Genomic DNA, 18,835 nt, shown 5'->3' on the forward strand with positions numbered 1-18,835 from the left:
CTGCCGCATGAGCGCAGATATTCATTTGTCCGGTCTTCCCGGAGCGGTCGTCCATGATGTGATCGTGCCCGCTCGCGCCCCATGGCTGCACCATGTCGCCGCGGGTCAGACCCTGCGGATCGTCGATCTGGAGGGCAATCAGGCGGTCGACTTCCTGCTTTACGCCGCGCAGGACGATACGGAACGCTACAGCGCGCAGGACACCGTATCCGCCCAGGGCAATCTATTCCTGCGCCAGGGTACGGTGCTGCGTTCCAACGAAGGACGGCCGATGATGACCATCACCGCCACATCGGTCGATTATCACGACACGATCGGCGGCGCCTGTTCCTGCGAATCCAATACGCTTCGCTACGGCCATCATACCAAGGCCGAACATGCCTGCGTCGAAAATTTCCTGGAGGCGAATTTGCGGGAAGGACGCGGCAAGCGCGACATCGTCTCCAACATCAACTTCTTCATGAACGTGCCGGTCGAGGCGGACGGATCGCTGGGCATCGTCGATGGCATATCCGCACCTGGACTGACCGTTGACCTGCGCGCCCAGATGGACGTCATCGTGGTCGTGTCCAACTGCCCGCAGATCAACAACCCGTGCAACGGATTCAATCCGACGCCCGTGCGTATGATCGTCGCTGCATGAGGTTCGATACCGTCCTTATCGCCAACCGTGGTGCGATCGCGACGCGGATCATCCGCACGCTTCGGCGGATGGGCCTGCGTTCGGTCGCCGTCTATTCGGAAGCCGACGAGGCGTCCCTCCATGTCGCGCAAGCGGATGAAGCAGTGTGCATCGGCGGCCCACGCGCGTCCGAAAGCTATCTCAATATCGAGGCGATACTGGACGCCGCCCGCGCTACGGGAGCCGGCGCCATTCATCCGGGCTACGGGTTCCTGGCCGAAAATGTCGAGTTCGCCCAGGCATGTGCCAAGGCGGGCATCATCTTCATCGGGCCGACGCCCGACAATATCCGTACCTTCGGTCTCAAGCACAGCGCGCGTGCGCTTGCCGCTGCGCATGACGTGCCGCTTGCCCCCGGCACCGACCTGCTGAAGGACGAGGCGCAGGCGGTGCTTGCCGCGCGGGACATCGGTTTTCCTGTGATCTTGAAGGCCACCGCAGGCGGCGGCGGCATCGGCATGCGGGTCTGCGAGGACGAGGCCGCCGTCCGCGAGAGCTTCGCGGCCGTCGCGCGTCTGGGGGAAAGCAATTTCGGCGATGCCGGGATTTTCCTGGAGCGCTACATCCGGCGCGCCCGGCATATCGAAGTCCAGATATTCGGCGATGGCGTGGGGCGCGTCCTGCCGGTGGGCGAACGGGACTGCTCGCTTCAGCGCCGCAACCAGAAGGTCGTGGAGGAAGCGCCGGCGCCCCTGCTGCCCGAAGCGGTGCGCAGCGCGTTGATCGCCGCCGCCACCCGCCTGGGCGAGGCGGCAGCCTACCGGTCTGCCGGCACGGTCGAATTCCTGTACGACGCGGAACGGGAAGAATTTTTCTTCCTGGAGATGAACACCCGGCTTCAGGTCGAACATGGCGTCACCGAAGAAGTGATGGCCATCGACCTGGTCGAATGGATGATCCGCGGCGCAGGCGGCGACTTCTCCTTCCTCGATAGAGATCCGCCGCGTCCCGAAGGCCATTCAGTGCAGGTGCGCCTCTATGCCGAAGATCCGGCGCTTGACTATCGCCCGACCTCCGGAACGTTGACAGCGGTCCAGTTTCCACCGGACATCCGGGCCGAAACCTGGTGCATGGCCGGCAGCACGGTTAGCGCCTGGTATGATCCGATGCTGGCGAAGCTGATCGTACATGCGCCGACGCGGGCGGAGGCCGTGACGGCCATGCAGTCCGCGCTGGACCAGAGCCGCGTCGACGGGATCGAAACAAATTTGCGCTGGCTGCGGGATGTGGTGCGCTCCCCCGAATTCGTCAGCGGTGAAGTCTCGACCCGCGTGCTCGACCGCATCGCCTTCCATCCCCGCAGCGTCCAGGTCGTCAGCGGTGGCACTGCGACGACCGTGCAGGATTGGCCCGGCCGCCAGAAATTATGGGCCGTGGGCGTTCCGCCGTCCGGCCCGATGGACGATCAGTCCTTCCGGCTCGGCAACCGGCTGCTCGGTAATGCCGAAGGGATGGCCGGCCTTGAAGTCATCCATACCGGTCCGACGCTGACCTTCAATGCGCCCGCTCGCATCTGCCTGACCGGCGCTGATTTCGGTGCCAAGCTGGACGGCGTGCCGGTGCTCCGCGGCGTTCCTGTCGACGTGGGAGAAGGGCGGACGCTGACGCTGGGCCGCGTAACGGGCGGCGGGATACGCGGCTACATCCTGTTCGCGGGCGGGCTGGACATCGCGCCCTATCTCGGCAGCCGCAGCACGTTCGAGCTTGGTCAGTTCGGCGGTCATGCTGCGCGGCGCTTGCTGGCAGGCGATACGCTGCATCTGGCCGGCGAGGCTGTCGGGCCGGCATTGCCGCAGGTGACGCTTCCGCCGTTGACCGGGGAGTGGACGTTGCGCGTTCTTTACGGCCCGCATGGTGCCCCGGATTTCTTCACCGACGAGGATATCGACGAGATCGTGGCCGCCCAATGGCAGGTCCATTATAACAGCAACCGCACCGGCGTTCGCCTGATTGGCCCCAAGCCGCGCTGGGCCCGCGCCGACGGCGGCGAGGCGGGGCTGCACCCCTCCAACATCCACGACAATCCCTACGCGATCGGCGCCGTGGACTTTACCGGCGACATGCCCATCATCCTGGGACCGGACGGACCCTCGCTCGGCGGGTTCGTCTGTCCCTTCGTGGTCATCGCCGCCGACCGATGGATCATGGGCCAGCTTGCGCCCGGCGATACGCTGCGCTTCGTGCCGGTCGATGTCGAAGATGCCCATGCGGCGGACAGGCAGCAGCGCCGGCTGATCGCGTCGGGCACGGCATACGAGGCCGGCTCGGCCCGGCCGATCGGCTCGCTTACGCCCATCCTGGCGGAAATTCCGGCCGCGCCGGAACGCCCGCGCACCGTGTATCGGCAGCAAGGCGATCGCAACATCCTCGTCGAATATGGCCCCATCGTGCTGGATATCGAGCTGCGCATACGGGCGCATGCGCTGATGACCGAGCTCGAACGGCTCGCGCCTGCCGGGATTATCGATATCGTACCGGGCATCCGGTCGCTCCAGCTGCATTTCGACGGCGAGGTCATGAGCCAGCGCGGGGCGCTGGACATGCTGATCGCGGCGGAGGAACGGATCGGTGATCTGGCGGACTTCGTCGTGCCGTCCCGGATCGTCCATCTGCCACTTAGCTGGCGCGATCCCGCCACGATCGAGACGATCGAAAAATATATGGGGGCGGTGCGTGCCGACGCGCCATGGTGCCCCGATAATATCGAGTTCATCCGGCGCATCAACGGCCTTCCCGATGCCGCAGCTGTCGAGAATCTGATCTTTGAGGCCAATTATCTGGTCATGGGCCTTGGCGACGTCTATCTGGGCGCGCCTGTGGCAACGCCGGTCGATCCCCGGCATCGTCTGGTCACCACCAAATATAATCCCGCGCGCACATGGACGCCGCCCAATGTCGTCGGGATCGGCGGGGCCTATATGTGCATCTACGGCATGGAAGGACCGGGCGGCTATCAGTTGTTCGGCCGGACCATTCAGATGTGGAATACGCATCGGCAGACTGATGCCTTCATCGAAGGCAAGCCCTGGCTGCTGCGCTTCTTCGACCAAATCCGCTTCTATCCGGTCAGTGCGGAAGAATTGGCGGCGTGGCGGCGCGATTTCCCCAGCGGCCGGCGGTCGATCCGGATCGAGCCATCCGAATTCCGCCTGGCCGATTATCGCGCCTTCCTGGCGGACAACGCTCCGGCCATCGCCGCGTTCGAGGCCCGACGCAAGGCTGCCTTCGACGCGGAACGCGCCGAGTGGCAGCGCAACGGCGAATTCGACAGGGTCGCCGATCTCGCCGAGACGGAGCAGCCGCAGGCCGATGCGGTGGACGTCCCCGAAGGCGCCGATCTTGTCGAAGCGCCGTTCGGTGGCAGCCTCTGGAAACTGCTCGTCACGCCGGGCGCGGAGGTCGAGGCGGGCGAAACCATAGCGATCATAGAGGCAATGAAGATGGAATGTGCGGTTCACAGCCCTGGCTCCGGTACGGTGGAGGCGCTCTATGTGCAGGAGCGCCAGTCGCTCCAGCCCGGCGCGCCGATGATCGCGCTGCGGAGGCATGGATGACCGGCGGCGTCGCAAGCGAAGGTGGGCGCCTTAACGCCGTTGGGATCGCCGGTGCGGTGAACGCCGGTCGCCTGAGCGCGGTGGCGGTGGCGGAAGAGGCGATCGCGCGCCTGGCGTCCTATGACGCGGTTCAGCCCCAGGTCTGGATCAGCCGGTTTTCGCCGGATGCTCTCATCGAGGCCGCCCGCGCGGTCGATGCGCGGGTGGCGGCGGGGGAAGTCCTGCCGCTGGCGGGCGTGCCCTTCGCCGTGAAGGACAATATCGATGTCGAAGGGCTGGATACGACGGCGGCCTGTCCCGCCTTCGCCTATCGGCCCCAAGCGTCGGCCACGGTCGTCGAACGGCTGATCGCGGCAGGCGCGATCTGCGTCGGCAAGACCAATCTCGACCAGTTCGCCACTGGCCTCAACGGCACGCGCAGCCCTTATGGCAGCCCTAGGAACGCCTATAATCTGGCCTATGTCAGCGGCGGATCGAGTTCGGGCTCGTCGGTTGCGGTCGCGGCAGGGCTGGTCGCCTTTGCGCTGGGCACCGATACGGCAGGGTCTGGTCGCGTCCCTGCCGCTTTCCAGCATCTGATCGGCTTCAAGCCCAGCAAGGGGCGGTGGAGCAACAGGGGGCTGGTGCCGGCCTGCCGGACGCTCGACTGTATCACCGTCTTTACAGACGATGTCGCGGACGCGCGGCTCGTCGATTCCGTCGTCGCGGGCTTCGATGCCGCAGATCCCTATTCCAGGCCGCTCGCCAACGTGCCGGTCGCGCGCAAGCGGATCGGTGTCCCCCGGCCTGATCAGCGCGCCTTCTTTGGTGATGCGCAGTCGGAATATCTCTACGATGTGGCGCTCGACAGGCTCGCTACCATGGCCGATCTGGTAGAGATCGACTATGCGCCGCTGCAGGAAGCGGCGCAGCTTCTATATGGTGGCCCCTGGGTGGCGGAGCGAACCGCGGCGCTGGCCCGCATCCTCGCCGAAGCCCCCGATGCGCTCGATCCTACGGTTCGCGAGGTCGTCGAGCCGGGCCTTGATATCAGCGCCGTCGACCTGTTCAACGGCATCTATCGCCTGGCCGAACTCAAGCGCCATGCCGACACGCTGTGGGACGATATCGACCTGCTCGCCTTCCCGACAACCGGCTCGACCTATCGCGTTGCGGAACTTCAGGCCGCACCGATCGCGCTTAACAGCGCTCTGGGCTTCTACACCAATTTCGTGAACCTGCTCGATATGGCCGCCGTTGCCGTACCTGCCGGCGCGCGGGCGAACGGGACCGGCTTCGGCATCACCCTGATTGGCCCCGCCGCCAGCGATCTTGCGCTGCTGGACGCGGCCGACGCCTACATCACGGCTGCGGACATTCCGCCGCCGCCACCGCTTGATCTGGAGGGCAAAATGGAAACGGTAAAACTCGCTGTCGTCGGTGCGCATTTGAAGGACATGCCGTTGCATTGGCAGCTCACGTCCCGCGAGGCGAAGTTCGTGGGCGCGTTCGAGACTGCCCCCAACTATCGCCTCTATGCGATCGCGAACAGCGTGCCGCCCAAGCCGGCACTGGTGCATAGCGACGACGGCGCATCGATCGCCCTTGAGGTTTACGAACTCGGCGTCGCCGAATTCGGCAGCTTCGTGGTGGAGGTTCCCGCGCCGCTCGCCATCGGTACGGTGACGCTGGCCGACGGCAGCAGCGTCAAGGGCTTCGTTGCCGAGCCGCGCGCGGTGACGGGTGCGGAGGACATCACGGCGCTTGGCGGATGGCGCGCCTACATCGCGCAGCGCGCCTGATCTTTGCGACGAAAGGGCAGGACATGAAACGGCTGAGGAGATGGATCATGACGGTGGCGGCGGGATGCGCGGCGTCTACGGCCTATGCGGAGCAGGTGATCGATGTGCCGGGCTTCGCGGACTTCCTGGCCGTTGATGGCGATAGCGTCTGGGCCACCAACGCCGGGCGGGTCGAACGCTGGTCGCGCCAGGGCAAGCTCGCTGCGGTCGCCATGTCGAAGCCTTGCGGCGCCATGGCTTTGTCCGACGGAGCGCTGTGGGTGGCCGATTGCCAGGAAAATGCGCTCGTGCGGATCGACACGCAAAGCGCGCAGAAGACGGCGACCATCCCCACCGGCATTGCCAACCCGAAAGGCGAACTGAACGTCGTCGCGGGCGCGGGATCGATATGGGTCGCCAGCGACCAGAAGGGCGTTGTGTCCCGCGTCGATCCGGCGACGAACACGGTCACCGCCACCATCCCGGTGAACCTCGGCACCCATTATCTGGCGTTTGGCTTCGGATCGGTCTGGGCCGTGAGCAGCGAAAGCCGGTCGATCCAGCGCATTGATCCCGCGACCAACAGCGTCGTCAAGACCACTGCGCTCGGGAAGGAGCCAGGTTTTCTTGCGGCCGGGGAGGGCGGTGTCTGGGTGCAGGAGCAGGGCGACGGAACGGTCGTGCGCATCGACCCCGACAGCGGCGACGTGGCTGGTCGCATCAAGATCGGCAAGGTGCTGAAATGGGGCGACATCGACACGGGCGGCGGGCTGGTGTGGCTGCGCACCACGGAGGACCAGACCTTCGTCGTGATCGATCCCAAGTCCATGACGGTAAAGGCACGCGTCGGGAAAGCGGAAGGGAGCGGAGCGCTGCGCTTCACGCCCTCAGGCATCTGGACCTCCGCGCATGACGTGCATACGCTGACCTGGTGGCCCGACCCCGCGAAGCTGGCGAGATGACCTTGGCGAAATGATCCGTCCGCGGCAGCCATCGTGCGCCGCCGACGGATCATGACATCAGCGGGCGGAAGCCAGTTGGACGGGCGAGCGGTCGTCCGCCTTGGCGAGTTTGGCTTCGATCCGGGTACGGATATCGGCTGTAACTGCTGCGCGGCAATCCCGCGCCTTGGCGTCGAGGGCGAGGTGCACGCCCGAGACCTGATCGCCGCACACGGCGCGCGCTGCCTGATCCATGCGGATCGCCAGGCTGCGCTGTCCCGATGCGGTCGCAAGGTCCAGCCCCTTGAGGTTGAGGATCGCGGAATCCTGAGCGAAGGGGTTGCCGCTGGTGGTGCCAGCCATTGCCGAGGGCGCGAAGGCGAGAACCGCCAGCGCCATAAGCCCAATTTTCATCATCTTCTCCCGAGCGAAACATAAGCGCCGCTCTTTGGCGACTGACGCATAAATAGGCTCGGCAGAGGAAATTTTCAATATGGAACGCGAATCTGGTACTTTATTACTTTGACCTGCACTGTTTATTACTTGGCGGTCACCACAAGCATCGCCAGCCTGTCGGCGCGGCCTAGCATTCCGAGCGGCAAGGCAGTTTCGACCCGCGATCCATCTACCGCCACCGTGATGGCGCGCGCGTGGGGGGCTGACCAGGATCGGATGGTGTCAATGGGCAACCGGACCCGCCATTCCCGGCCGCCTTCCACCATTACCGGACGGCCATTGATCGTGATTTCCGATGCCGTATCGTCGCGGCTGCCGGTGATCAGCAGGTAATTTTCCGACTGGCGCTCGATCAATCGGGTGCGGGGGGAAGATGCTGCGGCTGGCTGCGCAAGCCCCGCAGCCAAGGCCATGCAGACGGTGAATGTTGCTAATCTCGGCATGGCAGGATGCGTCCCTTTTCAGTCGATGGATATGCCGGAGTGTTCGAAGAAGCGCCGCACCGGTTCCAAAACCTGCTCGTGCCGCTTCCACCGGGCGACCGAATCGCGGTAGATCGGCTGTCGCACCTGCGCGGCGCTTGGCGTGGAAACGGGCGCATCGTTGGCATGGAAGGACAGGCAGGCGTCGGACCATTCCAGCCCGCAATGGGCGAGTAGGCGGCGTGTCTGTCCTTCCTGGTCCGCCACCAGATCTTCGTAACGCACTTCCATCACCCGCCCGGGCAAGGCTTCGCGCCAGAGGGCCATCAGCCGGTCGAAGCGGACATAATAGGCTGCGATGTCGAGAAGATCGTAGCTATAGTCATAATAGCGCGAGCCCACCGCAAACAGGTTGCGGAAATTGCTGAGCACCGTGTCCATCGGGTTGCGGCGAAGGCAGACGATGGTGGCGGCGGGCAGGGCGCGGGCAATGAACCCGGCATAGTGGAAATTGCCCGGAAACTTGTCGATGAACCTGCGGTGGGACCAGCGCCTGTGATGATCGGCCCGCTGGAGATAGTCGCGGCCGATCGCGCCCATGTCGCTTGCGGCTGCAGCGGTGATGGTTTCCGGGTCCATGACCGTCTGCGTCCGCGTACCCGATGCCCGCTTCACGGAGAGCGGCATCGCTTGAAGTTCGCCTGCGCTCTCGACGGCAGGATGGGACGAGAGGATACGATCGACCAAGGTCGTGCCGGTTCGGGGCATTCCGATGATGAAGATCGGCGCGTCCTGTGGAGCATTTTGTACCGGCGCGGCCGCGACCGTGGGCCAGTTCGCCTCTATTGCATCGAACGCCGCGGCATCGCGCGCGAATGCATAATCCAGGGTTTGCCGATGTTCGGCATTGACGGCACACAGCCGCTCCAGCGCTTCGCCCGGCTTGCCCAGATCCTCAAGCTCTTTCGCCAGCGCATAGCCGAGTAGCAGCCTGTCACGCTTGTCCGTCGCCCTCTCAGAGGTGGCGGCAAGCCGTTCGACATGATTATGCGCAGCCGACTGTTTGCGCAGGCTGGAAAGAAGGTGATGGGCGCGCGCGTCGTCGGGAGCCAAAGCGATCAAGGCTTCCAGTGCAGCCTCGGCTTCTTCGGCCCGGCCGAGGAAATTGAGCGTCACGGCCTGGTTATAGCGGAACTGCCGGTTCTGCGGGTCGAGCCGCACAGCCGCGGAGAAGTGCCCCAGTGCATCCGCATGTTTGCCAAGGCGCGCATAGACGCAGCCCATCGTATCGCGGCTCAGTGCATCGTCAGGCAGCGCCTGCTCCGCATCCTGGAGCACGGCGGCAGCCGCGCCGTCTTCGCGTACCAGCGTGAAGAGCTTGGCGAGATGGGCGCGATATTCGCCCTGCGGATCGAGCGTGACCGCGCGTCCGAGATGCTGGATGCCGGCCCGAACGCGGCCGACGCTCGATTCCGCGACACCGAGGAGGAAGTGACCTTCCGCATCCCCCGGATTGCTCGACACCAGGCTCGCAGCCAGGCGTTGGGTGCCATGAATATCGCCCCGGGCCAGCGCGTCGCGCGCCGCAATCGCCTGACCGGAGCGGGCCGCCATCATGCCGTCGCCGTTGCTCCCGCGGCTGTCCCGTTTCCATCATCCGCCAATTCAGACTGGACTGGCGCGCTTGCCAACGGCTTCTTCGCACGCCTTGCCTTGTAGGCTTCGATGACAGGCACAAAGGGGAACATGGTCTGTTCCCAGATGGTCAGGCGTTTGCGATCATCCTGTCCCACCAGCACGCCTTCGCCTTCGCGATAGGTTCCGAAGATGCGGTCGAGCAGGATCAGCGAGTTACCGTAATTGCTCCGCGTGCTTTCATAGTCGGTCGAATGATGCAGGCTGTGATGCCGGATCGTGGTGAAGAAGAAGGAATACCAGATCGGCGGGTCGGCGCGCACATTGGCGTGAGCGAAGCCCGAGATAACGCCCAAAGTGTTCAGCGCGGCGAAGATCGCCGTCCTGTCGAGATCGAAGAGAGCGACGACGCTCAGGCTTATCAGGAACAGCTCGATCGGGTTGCCGACCGCGCCCTTTGCCGCGTTGAGCTGGGTGATATGGTGATGCGGCGCATGGGTCAGCCAGAAAGGCGTCCAATTGTGCATCAGCCGGTGCATCCAATATTGGCCGAACTCGATCACGAAGATCACCAGCATGACCTGCGCCAGCCAGGGCAGGTGGGCTGCCCATTGCGTGGTGATGCCCACGGATGCCTTAAGCGCGACGAGCGGTTCTTCCGCCAGCATCTGCGTCAGCCAGGCAATCACCGTCGCGCTGAGCACGGAATAATAGAGGTCCGTCGCGAACTCCTGCTTGTTCATGCGCCAGCCCGCATGGCGTTCGTGCACGGCTTCCAGAAGGAGGATGACGATCACGATGAGCGGGGAGGTGACGGCGAGAGCCCAAGGATGGTCCACCAAGGTGCGCGGGCCATAAGCCCAGAACCCCAGTACGACCGCGATCATGGCAGGGGGTATCAGGTCGAACAGCCGGTCTTTCAGGCTTTTTTCCATGCCGCAGCTCCGTCTAACCGGCCGAAACTGCGCTCGCCTGCATCATCAGGGGAGATGGAAAATCCCGATGAAATCCATAGATTGCGTCTATGCCCTCTGCGCGCGCACGCGCCGGATGACCTCATCCCAGAAGAGTTGCGTCGCCGTGTCGCGCGCCGGCTCGGCGCGCGCGAGGAGGAAGATGTCATATGCAGGTTCGAAATCCGCATAGAGCATGGGCCACAGGCGCCCGCTCTCGACATCGCTCGCGGCGGCGGCGGTTGGAAGGAAGCCGATGCCGACCCCCATGCTGATGAGCCGCCGGGCTTCGTTAATGTCTTCGGCCAAGCCGCTCACCACGGTGCCGAGCCGATAGCGCCGGCGCAGCTGGGTGATCGCCTCGATCTCATCCTCGCCGGTGAGAACGAATCCCTGATCCTTGAGTTCGCCCAGTCGGTTCACCCGATAGCCGAAATAGGGGCTGCTGCGCGAACAATAGAGTTGCTGGCGCTCGACCAGCAGAGGTTCGTACATCAGGCTGCCGCGGACGCTGCTGTCATAACCGACGCCGATCTCCACCTCCCCCTGCTCCAGCGCATCGAGAAGCTGACGCCAGGGGGAAACGCGGATTTCGATATGGATCGCCGGGTTGCGCCGATGGTAGCTGGCGATGGCCTCGTCAAACTCCGGCGAGACGAGACCGGACACGATCTGAATGCGAACGAAGCCTTCGACCCGCTTGGTCGCCTGGGCGATGACGTGCGGCATCATCCGCGCCGATTCCAGCATGTCTTCGCACAGCGCCATCATCGCCTTGCCCGCCGCCGTCATCTCCACGCCGGTGGCGGTGCGATGGAGCAGGGCGGTGCCGACATGGTCTTCCAGCCGCTTGAGCGCCGCGCTAATGCTGGGCTGCTGCCGATTGAGCCGCCGAGCCGCCGCGCCGATGCCGCCGGCCCTGACGATGTCCACGAAGGTTCGCATGAGGTTCCAGTCGACGCGGCTGGCGAATTTCCTGTCGATCAGTGGCGTTCGATCACTCATGCGGATGTTTGCCTTTTGCCGAATATGACCGGGTCGCTATCAGGATAGGCGGTCTGTTGCTTGGCTCATAGATCAAATCGATGGAAATCATAACATCGGCCTGTCTATCGCTATGACCTGGGCGGGCTACCTTCGGGGACCATGACCCAGCCCCTTGTCCTGCCGCTCGTCGACATCTCGAAGCTGGCGAGCCCGAACGTGGAGGATCGGCTGTCCGTCGCGCGCGAAATCGACCGTGCTTGCGTGGAGTCCGGTTTCCTCTACATCGCTGGCGCGCAGATGGACGACGCTCTGTTCCGCCGCATCGTCGATCGGGCGCGGGGCTATTTCGCGCTCGATACCGCTATCAAGATGCAGAGCTATATCGGCCTTTCGGAAAATCACAGCGGATATGTGCCGGTGGGAGAGGAGCAGTTCGCCCCCGACCAGCGCGACCTCAAGGAAGCGTTCGATGTCAATTGCGACTATAGAGGGTCAGAGGGCCGGCGACCGTTGCTGGGGCCCAACCTCTGGCCGGATATGCCGGGTTTCCGTGAGGACGTGCAAGCCTATTACCGCCATGTCACGACTATCGGGGGACAGCTGTTCCGTGCTTTTGCGCTGGCGCTCGGGCTCGACGAGGATCATTTCGACGCGCATCTCCGCAATCCGCCGACCCAGCTTCGGCTGATCCATTATCCGTTGGACGCCACCGCGGAGGACCGTCCCGGTATCGGCGCGCATACCGATTATGAATGCTTCACGCTGTTGTTCGCCACCGCGCCCGGTCTTCAGATCGTCGATAAGCATGGTGCGTGGATGGACGTTCCGCTGATCCAGGGGACGATGATCATGAACATCGGCGACATGATGGAGATCCTCTCCAACGGTCGCTATGTCGCCACGCGGCACCGGGTGAAGAAGGTCGGGGAGGAACGCTATTCCTTCGCGCTCTTCCACGCATGCGACTATGACTATGTCGTGGCTCCGGTCACGACCGGCGAGCCGGCGCGTTATGCACCCCTGAAAGGCGGCGAGCATCTGTTCAACCAGACGGCCCAGACCTTCGCCTATCTCAAGCGCAGGATCGAGAGCGGAGAACTCGTGCTGAACGATGCCCTGCCGCTCAACTCCTTCGGGTTGAACCGCAGCGCGAAGGAACCGATCCCAGCCATCTCAGCCCAGCAGCTTCTTCCGGAACAATGATTTGACAAGCCGATCCTCAAGGATGCGGCCCACCACATAGAGCGCGGCGAACAGGCCTGCGAAGACATAGGCCGCGGTGGGCTTCGGACCCTTGCCTTCGTCCTTCTTCTTGTCGTCTTTCTTGGGCTTTTCAGGAGCGGGGGCGCCCAGCGCCTTATCGATCCAATGCTGCGGCAGGGCCTTGTCCTTCTTGTCGTCCTTCTTCGACGTTTCTTCGGCCGGCGGCTTGGTGAACTTGCCGGCTGCGATGGTCAGCCCGGCGAAGCTCAGGAACAGCAAGGGCGCGAGGAAGCAGAACAGCAATGCCCGGCTGGTCAGATGATAGCGCAGCACCGGCCCGGCCGGCTCCCTCTCGATTTTGAGGACGCCGCCATCGAAGATCGACATCTTGTCCTGCGCGGCCTGGTCCCTCTTGCTGAAGGTGAGCGTGTCGCCCCTGCGCTCGTAACTGGTCCCGTTCTGGTTGAACAAGGGGCCGAGCTTCGTCAGAGCATCGTCGGCCGATTGCTCTGACGTCAGCGCCAGGCTGCCCTTCACATGCCAGATCCACTCCAGGAACCGCACGGTCACGTCATCCCCTCGTTGTAAGCGCGACTGAGCCGTCATTCCGCCGGCACCGCCGTCTCGGGCCGTCCATAGCGTTCCTTGATGCTCTTCCACCCTTCGGTGAAGGGATAGGTCATCTGTTCGCGGATCGACATGCGGCGTCCGTTCTCCAGGCCTAGCAATTCGGCTTCGCCGTCGACGCAGGTTCCGAACATCCGATCGATGAAGATATAGGTGTTGGAATAATTGCTCCGCGTCGCCTCATAGTCCTGCGAATGATGCAGGCTGTGATGCTCGGTGGTGTTGAACAGGAAGCGCCACCAACGCGGCGTGTTGAAGCGGACATTGATGTGCTGGTAGATGCCGATCGTCAGGCCAAAGGTGCCGGCAAGGAGCGCGGCCCTGGGCAGGAAGTCGAAGAAGCCGCCGATGCCGAGACCGATCAGAAAAAGCTCGATCGGATTGCCGACCGCACCTTTGTTGATGTTCAACTGGGTGATGTAATGATGCACCGAATGGGGCAGCCAGAGCGGATACCAGTTGTGCATGCCCCGGTGCATCCAATATTGCCCGAAGTCGAAGATGAAGGAGATCAGGAAAGCCTGCAACAGCAGCGGCAGGCCGGTGAACCATGCCACCTTGTCCCAGTCGAAACTATGCTGGATAGCCTCGATCATCGCCCCGCTGCCGATATAATGTTCGACCAGGTCCAGAATGGTATAGCCCAGGCCCACATAGAAGAGGTCGGTGACCAGTTCCTTCCAGGTCAGGCGCCAGCTTTCGTAACGCGGGCTGACCCACTCGAGCGCCAGCAGCAGTATCTTGAAGCCGATGCCGATGCCGATCGCGGTGGACGCCTTGGCGATGGAATTGGGGGCATAGTACCAGAAGGCGACCAGCGCGAAGAGCGCCGCGGGTTGGAACCAGGTGAAGATGAACTGCTTCACCGGACCGCCTTCCACGCGGCCGATATTTTCCCACCCGACGATGACCGGCGCCTGCGCGCCTATCACTCTCTTGCCTACGCGAACGCCTTCCATAACGCTGTCCCCGAAATGTCGCCTCGTTCGTGCAGGCTTTGTCAGCCATGCATGAGGCAACGAAGCCGATGTTCCCCGATCAAGACCATCTTGTCCATTCAGCATCCGCAAGTCGGGGGGGATGCGCCAGACGGGTTTGGGGTATAAGCCCCATAGATGCCGTCTATGTCTTTTCGCGTGAGACGCGATGGCGGCATGGCGCGACCGTGCCGGGACGCACTTCAATGAGTATGATGTCGGCAATCACGTTGACTACAACAGATGTTTGGTATTTACTCCGCGCAAGGAGAGAAGCCGATGTTCAACTATGTTTGCCCGATCGACGATTACCGCTTCCTGCTGGCCGACACGCTTCGCTTCGACCGGGAAATGGAGGATCTGGGCCGTGAGGTGGATGCCGACCTGGCTGTCGCGGTGTTGGAGGAGGCGGGCCGAATGTGCGCGGAGCGTCTGCACCCGCTCAACCGCCACGGCGACGAGGAAGGCAGCCGCCTGATCGATGGCGAAGTCGTAACGCCCAGTGGCTTTGCCGACGCATGGCGCGCCTTTGCCGAGGCTGGTTGGGCCTCGCTTTCTGCGGACCCTGCTTATGGCGGACAGGGCCTGCCCTTCATCCTGCAACTCTGGCTCGACGAGATGCTGTCGGCGGCGAACCTGTCCTTCGGCCTGTTCCCCGGCCTGACGCGGGGCGCGTGCGAGGCGATCATGGCCCATGCGAGCGACGATCTGAAGGCGACATACCTGCCCCGCATGGTGAGCGGGGAATGGACCGGCGCGATGGCGCTGACGGAAAGCGGCGCGGGCACGGACCTGGCATTGCTCAAGACCAAAGCCGTTCCAGCGGCGGACGGCAGCTATGCCGTGACGGGGCAGAAGATCTTCATCTCCTCGGGCGATCATGATTTCGGCGGCAACATCGTCCATCTCGTGCTTGCCCGGCTGCCCGATGCGCCGCCGGGGGTGAAGGGGATCAGCCTGTTCCTGGTTCCCAAATATCTGCCTGGTGCACAGGGTAACTTCACCGTCCGCAACGGTATGTCGGTCGGCGCGCTCGAAAAGAAGATGGGTATCCACGCCCAGCCGACCTGCGTCATGAATTATGACAGCGCGACCGGCTGGCTAGTGGGCAAAGCCCATCGCGGCCTTGCCGCCATGTTCACGATGATGAACGCGGAACGGCTGATGGTCGGTATCCAGGGGCTGGGCATTGCCGGCGCGGCCTATCAGCAGGCGGCCGCCTACGCCAAGGACAGGCTGCAGGGCCGCAGCGCGGACGGCGGCCGTGCGCCCGTGCCGATCATCGAACATGCCGATGTGCGGCGCATGCTGCTCAACATTCGCGCGTTCGTGGAAGGCGGGCGGGCGCTCGCCGGCTGGACCGCGCTGCAACTCGACCGGGCGCATCACCATCCCGACGCGGCGGAGCGGGCGAAGGCCGACGCGCTGGTTGCCTTGCTGACGCCGGTCGTGAAGGCGGCCTTCACCGACCTTGGTTTCGAAAGCGCGGTGCAGGCGCAGCAGGTGTTCGGCGGCCATGGCTACATTCGCGAATGGGGGATGGAACAATATGTTCGCGACGCCCGCATCGCCCAGATTTATGAAGGGACGAACGGCGTCCAGGCGATGGACCTGGTGGGGCGCAAACTGCCGTTGGGCGGTGGCAGCGTCGTCAACGGCTTCTTCGATCTCATCCAGGCGGACCTGGCGGACCATGGCGCTGTCCCGGTCGCGGCTCGGACGGCCGAGGCGCTGGATCGGCTGCGGCAGGTGACGGCACGCCTTCAGGGCGCGTCGGTGGACGCGGCGGGTGCGGCGGCGGTGGACTATCTCCGCCTGTTCGCGCTCGTTTCGATGGGCTGGATGTGGACGCGCATGGCCGTGGCGGCCGGTGGAGAGGACGACCTGCATCGCGCCAAGCGCGTCGTCGCCGATTATTATGCCGATCGCGTGCTGCCACAGTCGGAAGGGCTGGCGACCGCGATCCTCGCGGGCGAGCAGGCGATGATGGCGCTGCCCGCCGAAGCCTTCTGAAACATGCGCGCCGGGACGCAACGGCGTTCCGGCGCGACCCTTCCTTATCGCACTGGCGTCCAGGTCTGCGTCTTGCAGAAGAAGGCGATGCAGCCTTGGACCTTCAATGTCCCGTTGGCGTTGCGGCTGACCTTCGACGTGTAGCTCTTGCCGCTTTCGGGATCGTAGATGGTGCCTTTCCAAAGGTCGCCCGCATCCGTGAAGCCAGTGAGCAGCGCCAGACCGACCAGCGGCTTGGACCGCAGCGCCGGGTCAGGGTTCTTGATGTCCGTCTGCGGCCGACCGGGCGTCGGCTTCACGATCTTCTCGATCCGACCGCACAGCTGCTGGCCGCAGGGCGCGATCGCCACGATCGCCTTCCCATCGACCGTGGCCCACCGCCCCGTGACGGGCTGCGCCGCCTGCGCCGGAAGCGCGGAAAGGGCAACGACCCCAAAGGCAGCAATGGCGGCGGGACGATTGAAGCGCATGCGATCCTCTCTTCTTTCCTTTTACGTCAGCGTAAAATAGCCGCAGAAAGCCTTCGGTTCCAGCGGTTTGTACGAGTTGGAAGGAGGAGCGGTCGGACGCTACGGCAAGCGCCCGATCCTGCCCTTTGCCGTCAGAAGGCCTTGCTGATCGAGCAGGCCGCCGGACCCAGAATGACGACGAACAGGGTCGGCAGAATGAACAGGATCAACGGCACCGTCATGATCGCGGGCAAGCGCGCCGCCTTTTCCTCGGCGCGCATCATGCGCTCGTGCCGGAACTCGGCCGACAGGACGCGCAGGGCGGAAGCGAGCGGCGTGCCATATTTCTCGGTCTGGACCATGGTCGTGACCACGCCCTTGACCGCGTCGAGCTTCACGCGGTTCGCCAGATTTTCGAAGGCCATGCGCCGTTCGGTCAGGAAGCTCAGTTCGATCGCGGTCAGTTGGAACTCGTCGCCCAGTTCGGGATAGGCCTTGCCCAATTCGCGCGCGACGCGGCTGAATGCGGCGTCGACGGTCAGGCCGGCTTCGGCACAGATTACCAGAAGATCGAGCGCGTCGGGCAATCCCTTGCGGATCGCCGCTGACCGCTTCTGCACCTTGTTGTTGATATAGATGTCGGGGGCCTTGTAGGCGAGCAACAGCGCAGCCGCGAATGCGAAGAAGCGCTTCATCGGTCCCCATTCGGGCTGGATGCCGACGCCGTAAAGCAGCACCGCAGCCGTACCGCCGATCAGGATGGGCAGGATCATGCGACCGAAGATGACGGCGACCGCCAGATCCTTCGATCGGATGCCGGCCTGCGCCAATCGGATTTGCGCGTCTTTCAGCTGGTCGTCCTGAAGCACTTTCAGGCTCGACAGGAAGGACCGCATCTGGTCCGTGGTCTGGTTCTTCTTGACCAGCTTGGCGCGGCGCTTGGCGGTGGAGGCGGTGATGCCCGCCTTGAGCTGTTCGCGCCGGTCGTTCAGCGCCTTGACCCGCTTGGCCATCGGATCGCGCACTGTCATGACGGCATAGAGCGCGAACAGCACGGCAAGGGTCGCCATCGCGGCGAGCAACGTGCCGACATCGGTTGCGGTCAGGCCAAACAGGGTGCCGGCGGGGGCAGGGGCGTCCATGATGCTATTTCCCCCTCAAATCTCGAAATTGACCATCTGGGCCATGATGAAGGCGCCAATGCCCATCCAGCACATCCCGCCGATGCCGACGACCTGCATCATGCCGAGCCCGAACAGTCCGTTCGGATCCGGCGTGAAGAAGGGCATCATATAGTTGAAATTGATGTAGGTGATCAGGCCGAACACGAGGAACGGCAGGACGCCGATGATATAGGCGGACGCCTTCGATTCCGAAGACATGGCGCGGATCTTGAGCTTCATCTGGGCCCGCTGACGCAGCACCGTCGCCAGGTTGGACAGTGTTTCAGCGAGGTTGCCGCCGGTTTCGCGCTGGATCGATAGCGTGATGACGAAGAACTGGAACTCCGGCGTGCCCAGCCTGTCGGCGGTTTCCTGAAGCGCCTGCTCCATGGTGCGGCCGATCTTGATCCGTTCGGCGATGAGCTTGAATTCCTCGCCCACCGGCCCCGGGATTTCGCTCGACACGATGCCCAGCGTCTCGGTGATCGGCAGGCCCGACCGCAGGCCGCGCGTCAGCAGTTCGAGGGCATCGGGAAACTTGACGGTGAAGAGGTTGACGCGCTTGTTGATCAGGCGTCCGACCCACCAGTGCGGCAGGCCGAGGCCCGCCGCCAGCCCCACCATCATCGCGAAGAGGAAGGGGAAGCCGCGCACGGCCAGGAAGCCGGTGATCAGCAGGAAGACGACCGCGCAGCCGGTCATATACTGGCTCAACGTCCACTTCCGCCCGGTCATCTGCAGCCGCTTGGCCAGATTTTCCGGATTGGGGATCAGCGACACCAGCATCTTTGCGTCGCCGCCCGTGTTCCGGTTGGAAATGGCCCGGCGCATGCGGGCTTCCAGCAGCGCCTCGGCGGACTCGCTGTGCCGGCCGCGGATCATGGCGACGCGGCGCTTTTGCGCCTTGTCGGCTGACGGACCGGCAATGGCGACGACGGCGATCCCCAGAAGGGTCGCCACCAGCACCATGATCAGAATGAAATTCCCGTCCATCGCCTCCGCCAGTCCCTCTA

The 18,835-nt window shown here is 63.8% G+C and carries 16 protein-coding genes; 6 read left to right on the plus strand and 10 right to left on the minus strand.

Annotation, left to right across the window (positions count from 1 at the left end):
* The first annotated feature begins 7 nt into the window (after window positions 1-7).
* Genes ACFQ24_RS19845 through ACFQ24_RS19860 form a run of 4 tightly spaced genes read left to right on the plus strand, consistent with a single transcriptional unit; the run spans window position 8 to window position 6,958 of the window.
* On the plus strand, window positions 8-643 hold the full coding sequence (locus tag ACFQ24_RS19845; protein WP_380914428.1) for an urea amidolyase associated protein UAAP2: 636 nt from the start codon (window positions 8-10) through the stop codon (window positions 641-643).
* On the plus strand, window positions 640-4,236 hold the full coding sequence (gene uca, locus ACFQ24_RS19850; protein ID WP_380914430.1) for an urea carboxylase: 3,597 nt from the start codon (window positions 640-642) through the stop codon (window positions 4,234-4,236). The genes ACFQ24_RS19845 and uca overlap by 4 nt, the downstream gene beginning before the upstream one ends.
* Window positions 4,233-6,017: an allophanate hydrolase gene (atzF, locus tag ACFQ24_RS19855; RefSeq protein WP_380914432.1), complete on the plus strand. Its 1,785-nt coding sequence runs from the start codon at window positions 4,233-4,235 to the stop codon at window positions 6,015-6,017. The genes uca and atzF overlap by 4 nt, the downstream gene beginning before the upstream one ends.
* A gap of 23 nt (window positions 6,018-6,040) precedes the next feature.
* Window positions 6,041-6,958: a Vgb family protein gene (locus ACFQ24_RS19860; RefSeq protein WP_380914434.1), complete on the plus strand. Its 918-nt coding sequence runs from the start codon at window positions 6,041-6,043 to the stop codon at window positions 6,956-6,958.
* A 57-nt stretch (window positions 6,959-7,015) separates the two neighbouring features.
* Here the strand turns inward: ACFQ24_RS19860 and ACFQ24_RS19865 are convergent, their stop codons facing one another.
* The 5 genes from ACFQ24_RS19865 to ACFQ24_RS19885 form a co-directional block, all read right to left on the minus strand.
* Window positions 7,016-7,351, minus strand: a complete 336-nt coding sequence (locus ACFQ24_RS19865) for a UrcA family protein (RefSeq protein ID WP_380914436.1) — start codon at window positions 7,349-7,351, stop codon at window positions 7,016-7,018.
* A gap of 125 nt (window positions 7,352-7,476) precedes the next feature.
* Window positions 7,477-7,836, minus strand: a complete 360-nt coding sequence (locus ACFQ24_RS19870; RefSeq protein WP_380914438.1) for a hypothetical protein — start codon at window positions 7,834-7,836, stop codon at window positions 7,477-7,479.
* 18 nt (window positions 7,837-7,854) lie between these two features.
* Entirely contained in the window at window positions 7,855-9,432 is a 1,578-nt protein-coding gene (locus ACFQ24_RS19875) for a tetratricopeptide repeat-containing sulfotransferase family protein (RefSeq protein ID WP_380914440.1), read from the minus strand.
* The gene (locus tag ACFQ24_RS19880; protein ID WP_380914442.1) at window positions 9,429-10,385 is read right to left on the minus strand and encodes a sterol desaturase family protein; all 957 of its coding nucleotides are present in this window, start codon (window positions 10,383-10,385) and stop codon (window positions 9,429-9,431) included. Before ACFQ24_RS19880 ends, ACFQ24_RS19875 begins: the two co-directional genes overlap by 4 nt.
* An 87-nt stretch (window positions 10,386-10,472) precedes the next feature.
* Window positions 10,473-11,408 (minus strand): LysR family transcriptional regulator, encoded by a 936-nt coding sequence (locus ACFQ24_RS19885; protein ID WP_380914444.1) that lies wholly within the window; start codon window positions 11,406-11,408, stop codon window positions 10,473-10,475.
* Between the two features lie 141 nt (window positions 11,409-11,549).
* Between ACFQ24_RS19885 and ACFQ24_RS19890 the strand changes: the two genes are divergently transcribed.
* A complete protein-coding gene (locus ACFQ24_RS19890; protein WP_380914446.1) occupies window positions 11,550-12,593 on the plus strand; it encodes an isopenicillin N synthase family dioxygenase in 1,044 nt (347 codons plus the stop codon).
* On the opposite strand, the gene ACFQ24_RS19895 is transcribed toward ACFQ24_RS19890, so the two are convergent.
* Complete coding sequence (locus tag ACFQ24_RS19895; RefSeq protein ID WP_380914448.1) at window positions 12,564-13,163, minus strand: hypothetical protein; 600 nt, start codon at window positions 13,161-13,163, stop codon at window positions 12,564-12,566. The two genes, ACFQ24_RS19890 and ACFQ24_RS19895, sit on opposite strands and share 30 nt — an antisense overlap.
* Window positions 13,164-13,195: 32 nt before the next feature.
* On the minus strand, window positions 13,196-14,179 hold the full coding sequence (locus ACFQ24_RS19900) for a sterol desaturase family protein (RefSeq protein WP_380914450.1): 984 nt from the start codon (window positions 14,177-14,179) through the stop codon (window positions 13,196-13,198).
* Between the two features lie 297 nt (window positions 14,180-14,476).
* On the opposite strand from ACFQ24_RS19900, the gene ACFQ24_RS19905 reads away from it, so the two are divergent.
* Entirely contained in the window at window positions 14,477-16,210 is a 1,734-nt protein-coding gene (locus tag ACFQ24_RS19905) for an acyl-CoA dehydrogenase C-terminal domain-containing protein (RefSeq protein ID WP_380914452.1), read from the plus strand.
* 44 nt (window positions 16,211-16,254) lie between these two features.
* Here ACFQ24_RS19905 and ACFQ24_RS19910 read toward each other — a convergent pair whose 3' ends face one another.
* The 3 genes from ACFQ24_RS19910 to ACFQ24_RS19920 form a co-directional block, all read right to left on the minus strand.
* A complete protein-coding gene (locus tag ACFQ24_RS19910; protein WP_380914454.1) occupies window positions 16,255-16,680 on the minus strand; it encodes a DUF2147 domain-containing protein in 426 nt (141 codons plus the stop codon).
* Between the two features lie 131 nt (window positions 16,681-16,811).
* Window positions 16,812-17,801: a type II secretion system F family protein gene (locus tag ACFQ24_RS19915; RefSeq protein WP_380914456.1), complete on the minus strand. Its 990-nt coding sequence runs from the start codon at window positions 17,799-17,801 to the stop codon at window positions 16,812-16,814.
* A 15-nt stretch (window positions 17,802-17,816) separates the two neighbouring features.
* Window positions 17,817-18,815, minus strand: coding sequence for a type II secretion system F family protein (locus tag ACFQ24_RS19920; protein ID WP_380914458.1), 999 nt, complete (start codon window positions 18,813-18,815; stop codon window positions 17,817-17,819).
* Between the last annotated feature and the right edge of the window lie 20 nt (window positions 18,816-18,835).

This window comes from Sphingobium olei, from assembly GCF_042678845.1.
GTDB lineage: Bacteria > Pseudomonadota > Alphaproteobacteria > Sphingomonadales > Sphingomonadaceae > Sphingobium > Sphingobium olei.

Bases quoted from the DNA above. Each gene is read 5' to 3' on its own strand.
- ACFQ24_RS19845 (WP_380914428.1), top strand. From the start codon at position 8: ATGAGCGCAGATATTCATTTGTCCGGTCTTCCCGGAGCGGTCGTCCAT.
- uca (WP_380914430.1), top strand. From the start codon at position 640: ATGAGGTTCGATACCGTCCTTATCGCCAACCGTGGTGCGATCGCGACG.
- atzF (WP_380914432.1), top strand. From the start codon at position 4,233: ATGACCGGCGGCGTCGCAAGCGAAGGTGGGCGCCTTAACGCCGTTGGG.
- ACFQ24_RS19860 (WP_380914434.1), top strand. From the start codon at position 6,041: ATGAAACGGCTGAGGAGATGGATCATGACGGTGGCGGCGGGATGCGCG.
- ACFQ24_RS19865 (WP_380914436.1), bottom strand. From the start codon at position 7,351: ATGAAAATTGGGCTTATGGCGCTGGCGGTTCTCGCCTTCGCGCCCTCG.
- ACFQ24_RS19870 (WP_380914438.1), bottom strand. From the start codon at position 7,836: ATGCCGAGATTAGCAACATTCACCGTCTGCATGGCCTTGGCTGCGGGG.
- ACFQ24_RS19875 (WP_380914440.1), bottom strand. From the start codon at position 9,432: ATGATGGCGGCCCGCTCCGGTCAGGCGATTGCGGCGCGCGACGCGCTG.
- ACFQ24_RS19880 (WP_380914442.1), bottom strand. From the start codon at position 10,385: ATGGAAAAAAGCCTGAAAGACCGGCTGTTCGACCTGATACCCCCTGCC.
- ACFQ24_RS19885 (WP_380914444.1), bottom strand. From the start codon at position 11,408: ATGAGTGATCGAACGCCACTGATCGACAGGAAATTCGCCAGCCGCGTC.
- ACFQ24_RS19890 (WP_380914446.1), top strand. From the start codon at position 11,550: ATGACCCAGCCCCTTGTCCTGCCGCTCGTCGACATCTCGAAGCTGGCG.
- ACFQ24_RS19900 (WP_380914450.1), bottom strand. From the start codon at position 14,179: ATGGAAGGCGTTCGCGTAGGCAAGAGAGTGATAGGCGCGCAGGCGCCG.
- ACFQ24_RS19905 (WP_380914452.1), top strand. From the start codon at position 14,477: ATGTTCAACTATGTTTGCCCGATCGACGATTACCGCTTCCTGCTGGCC.
- ACFQ24_RS19910 (WP_380914454.1), bottom strand. From the start codon at position 16,680: ATGCGCTTCAATCGTCCCGCCGCCATTGCTGCCTTTGGGGTCGTTGCC.
- ACFQ24_RS19915 (WP_380914456.1), bottom strand. From the start codon at position 17,801: ATGGACGCCCCTGCCCCCGCCGGCACCCTGTTTGGCCTGACCGCAACC.
- ACFQ24_RS19920 (WP_380914458.1), bottom strand. From the start codon at position 18,815: ATGGACGGGAATTTCATTCTGATCATGGTGCTGGTGGCGACCCTTCTG.